At 33.9% G+C, this 14,333-nt stretch carries 7 protein-coding genes; 6 read left to right on the forward strand and 1 reads right to left on the reverse strand.

The window, feature by feature from the left end; all coding sequences use genetic code 11:
* Positions 1-222 precede the first annotated feature (222 nt).
* The 4 genes from MHB61_RS10785 to murC all read left to right on the forward strand — a co-directional run bounded on the left by MHB61_RS10785 (position 223) and on the right by murC (position 10,225).
* Positions 223-4,524, forward strand: coding sequence for a SpaA isopeptide-forming pilin-related protein (locus MHB61_RS10785; RefSeq protein ID WP_137016319.1), 4,302 nt, complete (start codon positions 223-225; stop codon positions 4,522-4,524).
* Between the two features lie 253 nt (positions 4,525-4,777).
* Positions 4,778-7,882, forward strand: coding sequence for a DEAD/DEAH box helicase (locus tag MHB61_RS10790; protein ID WP_014570784.1), 3,105 nt, complete (start codon positions 4,778-4,780; stop codon positions 7,880-7,882).
* A gap of 215 nt (positions 7,883-8,097) precedes the next feature.
* Positions 8,098-8,691, forward strand: coding sequence for a hypothetical protein (locus tag MHB61_RS10795; RefSeq protein WP_010906281.1), 594 nt, complete (start codon positions 8,098-8,100; stop codon positions 8,689-8,691).
* A 202-nt stretch (positions 8,692-8,893) separates the two neighbouring features.
* Positions 8,894-10,225: a UDP-N-acetylmuramate--L-alanine ligase gene (gene murC / locus MHB61_RS10800; RefSeq protein WP_010906280.1), complete on the forward strand. Its 1,332-nt coding sequence runs from the start codon at positions 8,894-8,896 to the stop codon at positions 10,223-10,225.
* Between the two features lie 182 nt (positions 10,226-10,407).
* Here the strand turns inward: murC and argR are convergent, their stop codons facing one another.
* Positions 10,408-10,866, reverse strand: a complete 459-nt coding sequence (gene argR / locus MHB61_RS10805; RefSeq protein WP_004254487.1) for an arginine repressor — start codon at positions 10,864-10,866, stop codon at positions 10,408-10,410.
* 67 nt (positions 10,867-10,933) lie between these two features.
* Here argR and argS point away from each other — a divergent pair, with 67 nt between their 5' ends.
* The gene (argS, locus tag MHB61_RS10810; RefSeq protein ID WP_004254491.1) at positions 10,934-12,628 is read left to right on the forward strand and encodes an arginine--tRNA ligase; all 1,695 of its coding nucleotides are present in this window, start codon (positions 10,934-10,936) and stop codon (positions 12,626-12,628) included.
* A 301-nt stretch (positions 12,629-12,929) separates the two neighbouring features.
* Positions 12,930-14,162, forward strand: coding sequence for an arginine deiminase (gene arcA, locus MHB61_RS10815; protein WP_004254504.1), 1,233 nt, complete (start codon positions 12,930-12,932; stop codon positions 14,160-14,162).
* Positions 14,163-14,333: the final 171 nt, after the last annotated feature.

A 14,333-nucleotide genomic window follows, 5' to 3' on the forward strand; every position in this document is an offset into this window, starting at 1 on the left:
TATAAATACTAAAGCAAAACAATGTATTTCAATTTGAAAAATAAGAACAATATGAGATAATAATTATGTAAAATGAGTTTATGGTTGTGAAAATAATAAAATTATAAATCAAAAAGATTTAATCTAAAACTCAAATATGAAGCATGGATAAAAAATAGAAAGGAGTAGAATTCTACCAAAATAATTTCGATAAATATGAAATTCGCAAGAAAGGAATGATAGATGATAAAAAAATGGACGGTTTGTTTAAGTATAATAATCTTAGTTCTAAACTTTGTTCCAAACTTACTGCAAGGTCATCAAGTATTTGCAGAAAATCAAAAAAATTATAAAGATAAAGTTGAGCTTATTAATGATGAATCATTCAATATCTCATATAGTATGCAAGCTTTAGAAAATCAATACGAATGGGAAATTGATTATAGAATAAATAAAACAGAAAATGATAAAGAATTAAAGTTAAAGTTTTCTTTTGAAGGGAATCAGCCTATTGAAATAGAGGAAAATGAAAGCTGGACACTTAAAGAAAAAAATACAATAATTTCAGATTTTGAAAAAGAGAATGAAGGAAAGATTGTACTTAGAGCTAACAACTCTATTTCATTGTTAAACTTAGAAATTCAGGCAGATGCTAAACTTATTGAAAACGATCAAGAAGTCATCAGTGAAGATATTTTAGCGAAGAATGAATCAACAATTTTTAGCTTATATATTCCAGAAAATAATAAAGCAGATTCAAAAGAGAAGGATAATAAAAATACAGAAGAAGTATTAAATAACGAGTCAAGTCAAGAAGAAACTGTTAGTCAATTAAAAAAAGATTCACAATTAGCATTTTCTTATCCTTCAAACTTTGGGATAAAGGCTAGTTTTAATGATTTAGCGCAAAATTATGAAAATATTTCTCCTGAATATAGACAAGATGAGACAGGAATTTCTCGCTGGAATTCTTTTTCTTCACAGTGGGATGGAGTCAATAGTTGGAATGGAGAATCAACAAATTTACAAAATTCGTATATTGAATACGCTGGAGTTAATAATCCAGTCGATTTTGCCTTAAGAAAATATGCAAAAGAAACAGAAACACCAGGCTTATACGATGTTTATTTAAATGTTCGAGGAAATGTTCAAAACCCAATAAAACCAGTTGATATTGTTTTGGTAATTGATATGTCAGGCTCGATGCAAGGGGCAAAAGAAACTGCTGTTCGGCAAGGAGTGAGTGATTTTTTATCAACGATTCAAAACACTGCTTATGCAGACTATGTCAATGTTGGAATTGTTGGATATTCTAGTCCCGGGAATTATGTAACGGGAGCTAGTGGATATATCACTGTACCGATAGATAAAGTATCATCAGAAAGCCATGTTAAATCAATTAATCAAGCATTAGCACCACAATTTTCAGGTGGAACTTTTACTCAATTGGGACTTCGTAAGGGAACTGAGATGCTTGAACAGGACTCCAGTGATAATCAAAAAATGATGATTTTGATGACTGATGGTGTTCCGACGTTTAGTTACAAAGTAAATTCTGCCTCAAAAGTTGATAATGTCATTTATGGTCAAAGCTTTGCTGAAAGCCGAGATGAACCAGGAAACACTTCTAAGATTCAAAGCCCATATTCTGTTAAAGATATAAATGGTGGAAGTAATATCGAAATTCGGGACACTTGGGCCGCAACATTAGGAGAGGCAGAAATTTCTAAACAAGAGATTTCAGAAATTCATACACTTGGAATTCAACTTGGGAATGATGGAAGCTATCTGAGTCAAGAAGAAGTCAAAAGTCGGACCAGTCTAATAGCTACGACAGGATTATACCAAGATGCAAATAGTGCAAATGATATTACTGATTATTTAAAAAATCAAGCAAATGTCGTTCTAAGTCGATTTAACACAATTACAAATGGATTGATTCTCGACCCACTAGGTGCTCAGTTTGAATATAAGGATACAAAGTTTGAAATTACTAGTGTCGGAGAAGACTCAATTGATAATTTACCAACAGGTAAGATAAACGAAAAAGGATTAGAAATTTCAAATCTTAATATTGGGAAAAATCAAGAAGTTCAAATTCATTATCAGGTTCGATTAAATACTGAAACCGATGATTTTAAAACTAATTATTGGTATCAAATGAATGGAGAAACGACGTTGACTCCAAACGGTAGTAACCCAGATAATAAAGTAAATTTTGGAGTACCATCAGCAAAATCATCAGGAATAAATCTTACCCTTGAAAAACAATGGTTAGCTAATTCAGAAAATATACCTGAGAATGTTGAGCTGCTTATAGGCCGAAGAAGTGCTCAAATATCATCTGATTGGACCAAGACTGTTACGCTTAAAGAGGATGATGAATGGCGGAGTCAGTTAGAAAATTTACCTAAGTATTCTATTTTGGGCGAAGAATTCATTTATGAAATAAAAGATGAGATTGTTCTTAATAGCGAAATATATGATTGGATAACAATTGGGGAAGACAAAACTACAATTGCTAACATAGAGAAGTTTAGATTACAGCTAATCAAAACATCTAACCATGATAATGAACCATTGTCAGAGGTGGAATTTGTACTTAAAAATAGTCAAGGAGAAGAAATTGACAAGGCAGTAACGAACGAAAAAGGTGAAATTTTATTTGATAAGACCCGTTTAAATTACGGAGAAGAATATCAACTCCACGAAATAAAATCGCCCGGTCACTCACTGGAAGGACCATGGAAAATAAAAACTGAGTTTGAAAATGGGCAGCCTATAATAAAAGTTGATGGAGAGCAAATCGCTTTAGATGAACACTATAATAAATTCATGATTAGTCTCAATATCACTAATGATATAAATGTAGAGGAATTTAGAAACTCTGTTACAATTGATAAAAGAGCGGTTGATTCAGAAGAAAAACTTGATGGAGCAGTTTTTAATTTATATCAGATAGAATCAGTAGATGATGAATTGACCCAACTTAAGCCCCTTGAAATCACAAATAATCTATTACCCGGTCTTTACGCCTTGCAAGAAAGTGTTAGCCCAAATGGATATTACAGAGATGATGAAGTTCACTTTTTCCGAGTCAAATTTAATGGAAGCATTGTTGCTATTGGTAGTGAGGGTATAGATATTCCATTTTTAGATGAAAATGAAAGTGGAAAAAATGGATTAGTATTGAATGAAGAAGAAAATGGTGATTTGCATCTCACACTAATTTTTTATAATCAGGCCGTTCCGCCCTTGCAGTTAGAAGTTGATAAGATAGATGATGACTTTACCTCCCCTTTAGCTGGAGTAAGTTTTGAATTGACTCGCTTAGGTAGGAAGTCTACTGATTCGGATTCCGTAAAAAGAATCAATAGTTTTGATAGAATACTAAAAACATTTAATAATGAATTTACAGGAGAAACAATAGCCTTAAAATCTAATTTAGATGGCAAGCTAACTGTTATTGACAATGAAAATAATGGTCAAGAAAGTACATCTCCAATTAGTTTAGAGTATGATACTCAATATAAATTGGTTAAAAAAAGTTCGATTGGATTATTTCCAAATTTTGGAGAAACCTCCCAATGGATAATCACAACACCAAATATGGATGAACTTAAAGAACATGAAGAAGATAATAACATTGAAATTGATGGTGGAGATTTACTTGAAACCCCAGATGAATCAATACTAGAAAGTATAAATCAAACGCCAAGTACACTCGGTGTCGTTTCGCTTATTAAAACAAAGAATCCAGAATTCAAAGCATTAGAGAGTACTGATTCTCAGGTCGAAAAAGTAAAAAGTGACTCATCTTTCCAAGAAAAAATCTCAGAATATTTAATTTCTTTTGAGATTCATTCTAATATTACTCATAGTTTTACAATAAAAAAAGTTGATGGAGAAAGTAATAGACCAATGGACACCCAATTTGCTTTAAGGTGGGTTGAGAAGTTTGAACCGACTCAAGATTTTGACAGCCTTGAGCGTTTAAATCTTGACACTTTGGACTTGTCAGGGAATGATATTTCAACGAGTAGTAAGACTTCTATTGATGCCAAAGCAGGAGCCACTCTTTCTACTGAAAAGGGTTCTAGAACCTTAGAACATATGGCTAGAGGTAATCTTTATATCATAAGTGAAGAGGAGGTGCCTACAGGTTATCAAAAGACTAACACTGTTATTGTGGCATACATGGATAAGGCACAAGGATATGCAGATAAAGCTACCATTCATATTAGATTAGCCAAACGTTCGGCAACTCATCCAGAAATCCTAGAGTTTGGAAGTTTAGAAGACTTTAAAGAATATAAAGGTGATTTGGAAGATGAAATAGGGATAGTATTTGCAAATTACAAAATAGCTGAAGGAGGAAGTGAAGAAAAAGAGAAAGAAAAAGAAGAAAATAATGAGATGCGGAATAAGCAAGAAACAAATAAACCGAACATAGAACTCCCTGCTCTTGGAGCAATCGGTGTAGGAGGAGTTGGGTTACTACTTATCATCTCAGCTTACTTATTGAAAAAGTATCGTGGAAAGTAGAAAATATATTTGTAAATAATGATGATTAAAAAATACTGACAGCTAGTCGGTATTTTTAATATTTGTTATAATAAGATTATTAGTCAAAACCATGACACCGAATAAGTAGTAAAAAGAGGAGGATATTCTTTACTAAAACAGCTCTTATTGAAAAAATTGATAAGAAAGAGGAAAACTCTAGCAAAAAAAGGGTAATTATGGTATAATATACGCAAAATTTTGAAATAATTGATTCGAGGAAAAATATAAAAATATGAGTAGAATGATGCCGGCACGAGTGCGAAGTGAGGGAATCGCCCTCTATGCGAAAGGCTTCTTAAATGACCCAATTGAAACTGATTTTAAACTAACAGCAGAAATTGATGGTGAAGAGGTAAGTTATGACCTAGATGGTGCGCAAGATAGTTGTACTTGTGCAGTCTTTCAACAAAACCACCGCTATTGCAAACACATTGCAGCGATAGAAGAGTATCTAAAAAATCAAGATAAAGGAAGTCAGGAAACAAAAGATAAAGAAATCAAAGGAGCTGAACGAGCGCTTTTTGGTGAAAATGTTGCTTTTTTAGATGCTGTAAATGGTGAGACACAATTAAATTTCAATACAGACCAATATTCTATCGAAGTTCAAATTGAGGATAATAGTCAGCTTTATGATTATTTTTCAATGGATTATTTTTTGTATTTTGATTTAAAATTAAGAAGTAAAAATTTGGGCCGCTCATACGTTATTAAAGATATTCCTTATTTTCTACGCGCTTTAAAAAATTATAGTCAGTATTCTTTGGGTTCTCTACACTATATTGACCTCTTTTTTGATAATTTTGATGAAGCAAGTCAAGAATTTTTAACTTTTCTTTTAAAAATTGATAGTAAATCCGATGAAGCACTTACCAAATCCTTATATATTAAAAATGGGCGTTATCTTAATATTCCATTTTTATTCCTTGAAGAAGCAATGGACTTAGTTTCAGCTTTAGAGAATTATCAACTTCAGATTACAGGTAGAACGGTCAATTATTTTACATTTATAGCCCTTGATAATGATTCGGAGATTTTTAAATTTAAGGTTGAAAGTCAGCAAGATTATATCGAGTTGAAACTCTACAGTGAGGATTATCATAATTTTTATGATTATTCACTTCTTTATGCCAATAATGTATTTTATAAACTCAATCAAGAACAACGGCGTCTGCTCCTTGTTTTAGATAAGCAATTTGCTAAAAAATCACAAATTAAATTTTCATATGCTGATAAGGATAAATTAGCTCAGGCTCTTCAACAATTATCAACTTTGGGAGAGATTGAAGCGCCAGACCATTTTGTTGTCAGACCTTTTGATGCTAAATTTACTTTTGATTTGTTGGAAGATCAGACCATTAGTTTGGCAATGACTTTTGATTATGGAAGTTTCTCAATAGATAGTTTCCACGATTTAGAAACCCTAGAATTTTCAAGAGATTTGCGTAAAGAGCAAAAGATTTTTGCACTGATGGAACGTTTGCAGTTTGCTAAGGCTTTTAATTCGTCATTAAATATTCCAGAAAATTTATCAGAGAATTTCTTTTTGAAAATCTTACCTGCTTTTCAAAAACTTGGTCAGATTGAACTATCGCCAACTTTAAGAAATATGAGAATGGATGAAGTTCCTGAAATTCATATTGATAGTCAGGGAGGACTCTTAGATATTTCCTTTGATATTCCTCAGGTTGAAGATGGTGAATTTGCAAATGTTATTGCAAAATTACAAGAAAATGCTGAATTTTATATCAGTGAAAGCGGGAAATTTTATCATTTTAATGAAAAATTTGACCGCTTGAAAGCTGCATTAAACGAACTTGACGACCAATTTGTTATTCAAGGAAGCAGTTTACATGTTAATATTAATCGAAGTTTCCAAATTTCTAAAATATTTGAAAATATTGGTGGAGCTTCCTTCTCTGAAAAATTTAAATCACTCTATCAACACTTGATGCATCCTGAAGAGTTTCCTTACGAGAAACCAGAACATATTAAGGCATCCTTGCGTTCTTATCAGGAAACGGGTGTTCGCTGGATGAGTATGCTCTCTCATTATAATTTGGGAGGAATTCTTGCTGATGACATGGGATTAGGTAAAACGGTCCAAGCGATTACTTTTATTCTTTCTAATCTGAAAAAAGATGAGAGTGTTCTAATTACCGCACCAGCTAGTCTTACTTATAACTGGGCAAGTGAATTTGAAAAATTTACTGATGAGATTGATTTTGCTGTTATTGACGGGACAAAAGCCGAGCGAAGTAAAGAAATTCAAGAAAAACATCAAATTTATATCACGAGTTATGGTAGCTTCTTGAAAGATTTTGAAGACTACCAGGATAAAAAATTGAATTACTTACTTTTGGATGAAGCTCAAGTTGTCAAAAATTATAGTAGTAAAACCAATAAATCACTATCTGCTCTGAATGTTGAACATACCTTTGCCCTTTCAGGAACACCACTAGAAAATCGAATTGAAGAAATTTGGGCCATTTTCCAAGTGGTGATGCCAGGCTTTTTACCAAAACGTGAAAAATTCAATAAGATGGAACCATCTGTTATCTCAAGATTGATACAGCCTTTCATTATGCGTCGTAAAAAAGAAGATGTGCTTGAAGAACTTCCAGAAAAAATGGAAATTACGGTCTATAACCAATTAGCTGATGATCAAAAAGTAATCTATTTAGCACAACTCGAATTGATGCAAAAACAAGTTTTAGAAATGGATAGTGCGGCTTTATCACGTTCAAGAATTGAAATTCTGGCAGGAATTACACGACTTAGACAAATTTGTAATACACCAGCATTATTTATGGATGACTATAAAGGAAGTTCTGGGAAACTTGAACGTTTACGAGAATTATTGGCGCAAATTAAAGATTCAGGCCATCGTCCTTTGATTTTCTCTCAATTTACAAAAGTTTTTCCACATATTGAAAAATTGATGGAAGAACAAGAAATGACCGCTTATAAACTGACTGGTTCTACTCCAATTAAAGATCGACTTTCAATGGTTCAAGCCTTTAATGCTGGTAGCCGTGATGCATTCTTAGTTTCACTAAAAGCCGGTGGGGTTGGGCTTAATTTAACCAGTGCTGATGTCGTCATTTTGGTTGACTTGTGGTGGAACCCAGCTGTTGAAGAACAGGCTATTGCGCGTGCCCATCGGATGGGACAAAAAAATACGGTAGAAGTCATTCGCTTGATTACCAAAGGTACAATTGAAGAAAAAATTATGGAAATCCAAGAGCGTAAAAAGGATTTAATTGCTAATGTTTTAGAAGGCGATACAGTGGATAAAGTCCTCAGTGAAGCAGAAATTCGTGAAATTCTTGGAGTATAGCTTTAAAAAACTTAGAAATTAAGCTATAATGGATATTGAAACGGTTATCTTAGAATCTAAATCTTGTTTTGATATTTTATCTAGTAGAAGAAAAATTCTATAAAAGCTAGGAAAGACAAGAGTTTTCAATGTTCTTTGATAAACTTTCATCATCTTCATAAAGAATTAAAGTGTAATTAATAGATTAAACAAACTATAAAAAAGTAGGGCAAAACATGGTAGAAAGAAGAGTGGTATTTCCAGTTATTGGTGATGACGAAGCACTTCAAAAAGATACTCGGGTAATTTTTACTAACCAGCAGTTGCTGACAAGAAATCCCAGCCTTCAGGATGAAGCTTCAATTGAAAATAATAAGCCAAAAACTGATGCCAAGAGACCTGAGAGTTTCAAACCTTATAAAGCTAAAACAAGCTTTAGCACACAGCATCGTCCGCTAAACTCTAATCATGACGGCGTAAGTTCCTATGATAAAATGCCTAAGAAAACTAGCGTTGACGAGTCAAAAGAACGGGCAAAACGTGCAGCAGCAACACTTCCAAAGCCTCCTAAACAGTATGTTTCACCATTGGAGCGGGACAAGGAGGATATCACAGTTCGTCGTTCAACATCAGCAATTTTGAATAAGCGACCTTCAGCTAATGATAACCCAATTCGGGATATGAAAAATCAAGGAATGAACGTTTCTGATGCAGTCGCTAAAGGCGGAATGAAGAAGGCAGTTCCACATGGAGCCGCTGCTAATGACACACAAAAAGGAAGTTATTTTGAAAATAAGCGGAAAAATATCTTTGACCGTGGAATCGTTTAATTTTCAAATTTAAATGAAAAACTGACAGAGAAGTTAAATTTTATTATGGTAAAATTTACTTTGGAGATATCACTTGTCAGTTATTTTGTGTGTCTTTGAGCTCATAAAAATTTAAGTAAATAAAAAAATAATTGTAAGAAAAGAAGGGAAATTTCTGTCAGTGATTGATAAAGAAATAGAATTACTGACAGAAAATTTTATCATGGAAAAAACATATCATTTTACCGGTATTAAAGGTTCAGGCATGAGTGCACTTGCGCTAATGTTACATCAAATGGGAAAGAAAGTTCAAGGTTCGGACTCAACAGATTACTTTTTCACACAACGTGGTCTTGAACAAGCTGACGTACCACTTTTGCCTTTTGACGAAAAAAATATTAAGCCCGAATTTGAATTGATTGCTGGAAATGCTTTTCGCGATGATAACAATGTTGAAATTGCATTTGCCCATAAAAATGGATTTCCGTTCAAACGTTATCATGAATTTTTGGGACATTTCATGGAAGATTTTACTAGCATCGGGGTTGCAGGTGCACATGGTAAAACTTCAACAACTGGAATGTTAGCTCACGTGATGTCTAATATCGTGGACACTTCTTACTTGATTGGTGACGGAACTGGTCGTGGGATTGAGGGAAGTGAATATTTTGTCTTTGAATCTGATGAATATGAACGTCATTTCATGCCTTATCATCCTGAATATACAATTATGACAAATATTGACTTTGACCATCCTGACTACTTTGAAGGAATTGAAGATGTCACCTCAGCTTTCCAAGATTATGCAAATAATATTAAAAAAGGTATTTTTGCTTACGGGGAAGATGTTAACTTACGTAAATTGACTGCCAAAGCACCTATTTACTATTATGGTTTTGAGGCTAATGACGATTATCGTGCCGAAAATTTGGTCAGAAGTACACGTGGCTCATCTTTTGATGCTTATTTCCGCGGTGAAAAAATTGGTCATTTTGTCGTTCCAGCTTATGGTAAACACAATGTATTGAATGCCTTGTCAGTTGTAGCCGTTTGTCATAATCTTGGGTTGGATATGACGGAAGTTGCAGACCACTTATTGACTTTCCGTGGAGTGAAACGTCGTTTCACTGAGAAAAAAGTAGGTGAGACAGTCATTATTGATGATTTTGCTCATCATCCAACTGAAATCGAAGCAACATTGGATGCTGCACGTCAAAAATATCCTGATCGTGAAATCGTTGCTGTTTTCCAACCTCATACTTTTACTAGAACAATTGCATTTGCTGACGAATTTGCAGAGGTGCTTGACCATGCGGATACCGTTTACCTTGCTCAAATTTACGGTTCAGCACGTGAAGTAGACCATCATGAAATTACGGCACAAGATTTAGCTGACAAAGTTCGTAAACCAGCCAAAGTAATTGATCTTGACAATGTTTCGCCATTGTTGGATCATGACCGTGGGGTTTACGTCTTTATGGGAGCAGGAAATATTCAAAAATATGAACTTGCTTTTGAAAAGTTACTTAGCCAAGTCTCAACTAACTTACAATAAAATAAAAAAGTACTGACAGCTTTTTGGTCAGTACTTTTTTTTGTTTTATTCAATTTTTGTTAGTAAAAAAAATTCAAGTCACGGGAGTGCGACTTGAATCAAAGGGGTTTATGAAGAAATTATTTAGGGAGTAATATGAGTATAAATGTAAACGTTTAAACGAACCTTAATTTGTTTAAAAATTATCCTAATAAAATATACTTTATTTCCGCAGTAAGAATATTTGCCGCTTTTTCGGACGCACAAATAACGAGCAGAGTATCTGCTCCGGCAATTGTACCTAAAATATCTGTCCGACTATCACGTTCGTCATCTAAAGCATTCGCCAACACATCGGCCTCACCCAATTTTGTCCGAATAACCACTAAAGCTCCGACAGATTTTGCTGAAATAACAAAATTATAAAAATACAACTGCAAATCAGAATTAATTTTGGAATTGCCAGAAGTCAAAAATGAGTAAAAACTCTCTCCTTTATCCCGTTTTTTTATAATATTTAATTTTCTGATATCTCTTGATAAAGTAGCTTGTGTTACCTCTACACCGCGTTCTAATAATAGAGATTGAAGCTCTTCTTGAGTCGATATTTTATTATTTGTCACAATTTCTTTAATAATTTCTAATCTTTTATCTCTTTTCATAGCATAATTATACCATATAATGGACTATATATTGACAAAATTAGTGTTTTTTCTGTATAATTAATGAATGGATGAAAAACAATTAGTAAGCCAAGCACTGTCTGCTGCAATCGATGGTGTTCTTGGAGTAGAACAAATCGCGGCTATTATCGAAAAACCTAAATCATCAGATTTAGGAGATTTAGCATTCCCAGCTTTTCAATTGGCCAAAACTCTCCGAAAATCTCCACAAATCATTGCTGGAGAAATTGCTGAGAAGATAGATACAAAAGGCTTTGAGAAAGTTATCGCAGTAGGACCATATGTTAACTTTTTCCTTGATAAAAATGCAACTGCCTCAGAAGTAATTCGAGAAGTTTTGACTGAAGGTGAACATTACGGTGATGCAAATATTGGTCAAGGAGGAAATGTTCCGATTGACATGTCTGCGCCAAATATTGCTAAACCTTTTTCAATTGGGCATTTACGTTCAACTGTTATCGGGGATTCAATCGCCAAAATTTATGAAAAATTGGGTTATCAGCCAATCAAAATCAATCACTTGGGCGACTGGGGTAAACAATTTGGTCTTTTGATTACAGCTTACAAGAAATATGGTGATGAAGCTACAATTACAGCTAATCCGATTGATGAACTCTTGAAACTTTATGTCAAAATCAATGCTGAAGCTAAAGAAGATCCAGAAGTCGATGAAGAAGGACGTCAATGGTTCCTTAAAATGGAACAAGGCGATGAGGAAGCACTTCGCATTTGGAAATGGTTCTCAGATGTTTCTTTGATTGAATTTAACCGTATTTACAGAAAACTTGGTGTAAGTTTTGACCACTTCATGGGTGAAAGTTTCTATAGTGATAAAATGGACGCCATTGTTGAAGATTTAGAAAGTAAAAATCTTTTACACGAATCAAAAGGTGCTTTGATTGTTGACCTTGAAAAATATAACCTCAATCCAGCTTTGATTAAGAAAACAGATGGTGCAACACTCTATATTACACGTGACCTTGCAACAGCAGCTTACCGTAAAAAAACTTTCAATTTCGTGAAATCTCTTTATGTTGTTGGTGGCGAGCAAACCAATCACTTTAAACAATTAAAAGCAGTTTTGAAAGAAGCTGGTTATGATTGGTCTGACGATATGGTGCACGTTCCATTTGGTATGGTAACTCAAGGTGGGAAAAAATTCTCAACTCGTAAAGGGCATGTCGTGAAATTGGAAATGGCACTTGACGAAGCAGTTGATCGTGCTGAAAAACAAATTGAAGCCAAAAATCCTAATTTGGAAAATAAAGAAGAAGTTGCCAAACAAGTTGGGGTTGGTGCTGTTAAATTTTATGACTTAAAAACTGATAGAAATAACGGTTATGACTTTGACTTGGACGAAATGGTTTCATTTGAAGGGGAAACAGGCCCTTATGTTCAATATGCACATGCTCGTATTCAATCAATTTTACGTAAAGCAAACCGTAAGGTAGATATTAATAATATTTCTCTCGCAGTTTCTGACGCTGAAGCTTGGGAAATTGTTAAAGCATTAAAAGAATTCCCAAATGTTGTTAAACGTGCTGCAGATAATTATGAACCATCTGTTATTGCTAAATATGCAATTTCGCTTGCGCAAGCTTTTAACAAATATTATGCTCATGTTCGCATTTTAGAAGATGATGCTCAATTGGATGGCCGTTTGGCTTTGATTAGCGCTACTTCAATCGTCTTGAAAGAAGCATTGCGTCTTCTTGGGGTTGCTGCACCTGAAAATATGTAAAAAATAAATTTTTCACTTAATCTCTTATCAAAAAGATTTAATTCTTTAGGATAAGAGATTTTTTTGTTGCCTTTTTAAAATACTTTTGTAAAATAAGCTTTTTTAATAAAAGCCTAAGAATCGCATGATAACAAAAGAAATGAATAAACGTGAAATTGTCAGAATATAAAAAAACATGTATAAATGAATAAACCTTTGTAAAGTGTAGCATAAGTGCTTGACAAAAAATATGCATAGATGTATAATTTCCTTGTAAACGATTCCAATAATACCGAATCGAAATCAGAAAGGATACTCCAAAATGAACAATGGAATTAATGTTAACTCAGAAATTGGGAAATTAAAATCAGTCCTCCTCCACCGCCCAGGTGCGGAAGTTGAAAATATTACCCCAGACACAATGAAACAACTTTTATTTGATGATATTCCATATCTCAAAATTGCTCAAAAAGAGCATGATTTCTTTGCTCAAACTTTGCGTGATAATGGTGCAGAAACTGTTTATATCGAAAATCTTGCAACAGAAGTTTTTGAAAAATCATCTGAAACAAAAGAAGAATTCTTAAGTCACTTATTACACGAAGCGGGTTACCGTCCGGGACGCACATATGATGGTTTGACTGAATATTTGACTTCAATGTCAACAAAAGATATGGTCGAAAAAATCTATGCTGGTGTTCGTAAAAATGAATTGGATATCAAACGTACAGCACTTAGCGATATGGCAGGATCTGATGCAGAAAATTATTTCTACCTCAACCCATTACCAAATGCCTACTTCACACGTGACCCACAAGCTTCAATGGGTGTCGGAATGACCATTAATAAAATGACCTTCCCAGCTCGTCAACCTGAAAGCTTGATTACAGAGTATGTTATGGCTAATCACCCACGTTTCAAAGATACTCCAATCTGGCGTGATCGTAACCATACCACTCGTATCGAAGGTGGTGATGAATTAATTCTTAACAAAACAACAGTAGCTATCGGGGTTTCAGAACGTACTTCATCTAAAACAATTCAAAATCTTGCTAAAGAGTTATTTGCAAACCCACTTTCAACATTTGACACTGTACTTGCGGTTGAAATTCCTCATAACCATGCAATGATGCATTTGGATACAGTATTTACAATGATTAACCATGATCAATTTACTGTCTTCCCAGGAATTATGGATGGTGCTGGTAATATCAATGTCTTCATTCTTCGCCCTGGTAAAGATGACGAAGTTGAAATTGAACATTTGACTGACCTTAAAGCAGCACTCAAGAAAGTCTTGAATCTTTCAGAACTTGACTTAATTGAATGTGGTGCAGGTGATCCAATTGCCGCTCCTCGCGAACAATGGAATGATGGATCAAATACACTTGCTATCGCACCCGGTGAAATCGTTACTTACGACCGTAACTATGTAACTGTTGAGTTATTGAAAGAGCATGGAATCAAAGTTCATGAAATTCTTTCAAGCGAACTTGGTCGTGGCCGTGGTGGTGCCCGTTGTATGTCACAACCACTTTGGCGTGAAGATTTGTAATCTTAAAGATTTAAAAATATCTTCGTAAGTTCATTGATAGCTTAGGAAGAGATACTTTAAACTTATAATTTCATAGATTCACTTGATAATTAAATTATTTAGGAAAGAGTGAATTACTAGCTTATTAATGTAATTTAAAAAATTCATTAAATATAATAAAAATAGAAAAAG

Origin of the sequence: Lactococcus sp. FSL K6-0773 (assembly GCF_038006485.1) — a bacterium.
Lineage (GTDB): Bacteria > Bacillota > Bacilli > Lactobacillales > Streptococcaceae > Lactococcus > Lactococcus lactis.

Excerpts from the sequence above, each read along its gene's own strand:
- MHB61_RS10785 (WP_137016319.1), top strand. The coding sequence starts at position 223 with ATGATAAAAAAATGGACGGTTTGTTTAAGTATAATAATCTTAGTTCTA.
- argS (WP_004254491.1), top strand. The coding sequence starts at position 10,934 with ATGGATGAAAAACAATTAGTAAGCCAAGCACTGTCTGCTGCAATCGAT.
- murC (WP_010906280.1), top strand. The coding sequence starts at position 8,894 with ATGGAAAAAACATATCATTTTACCGGTATTAAAGGTTCAGGCATGAGT.
- MHB61_RS10795 (WP_010906281.1), top strand. The coding sequence starts at position 8,098 with ATGGTAGAAAGAAGAGTGGTATTTCCAGTTATTGGTGATGACGAAGCA.
- arcA (WP_004254504.1), top strand. The coding sequence starts at position 12,930 with ATGAACAATGGAATTAATGTTAACTCAGAAATTGGGAAATTAAAATCA.
- argR (WP_004254487.1), bottom strand. The coding sequence starts at position 10,866 with ATGAAAAGAGATAAAAGATTAGAAATTATTAAAGAAATTGTGACAAAT.
- MHB61_RS10790 (WP_014570784.1), top strand. The coding sequence starts at position 4,778 with ATGAGTAGAATGATGCCGGCACGAGTGCGAAGTGAGGGAATCGCCCTC.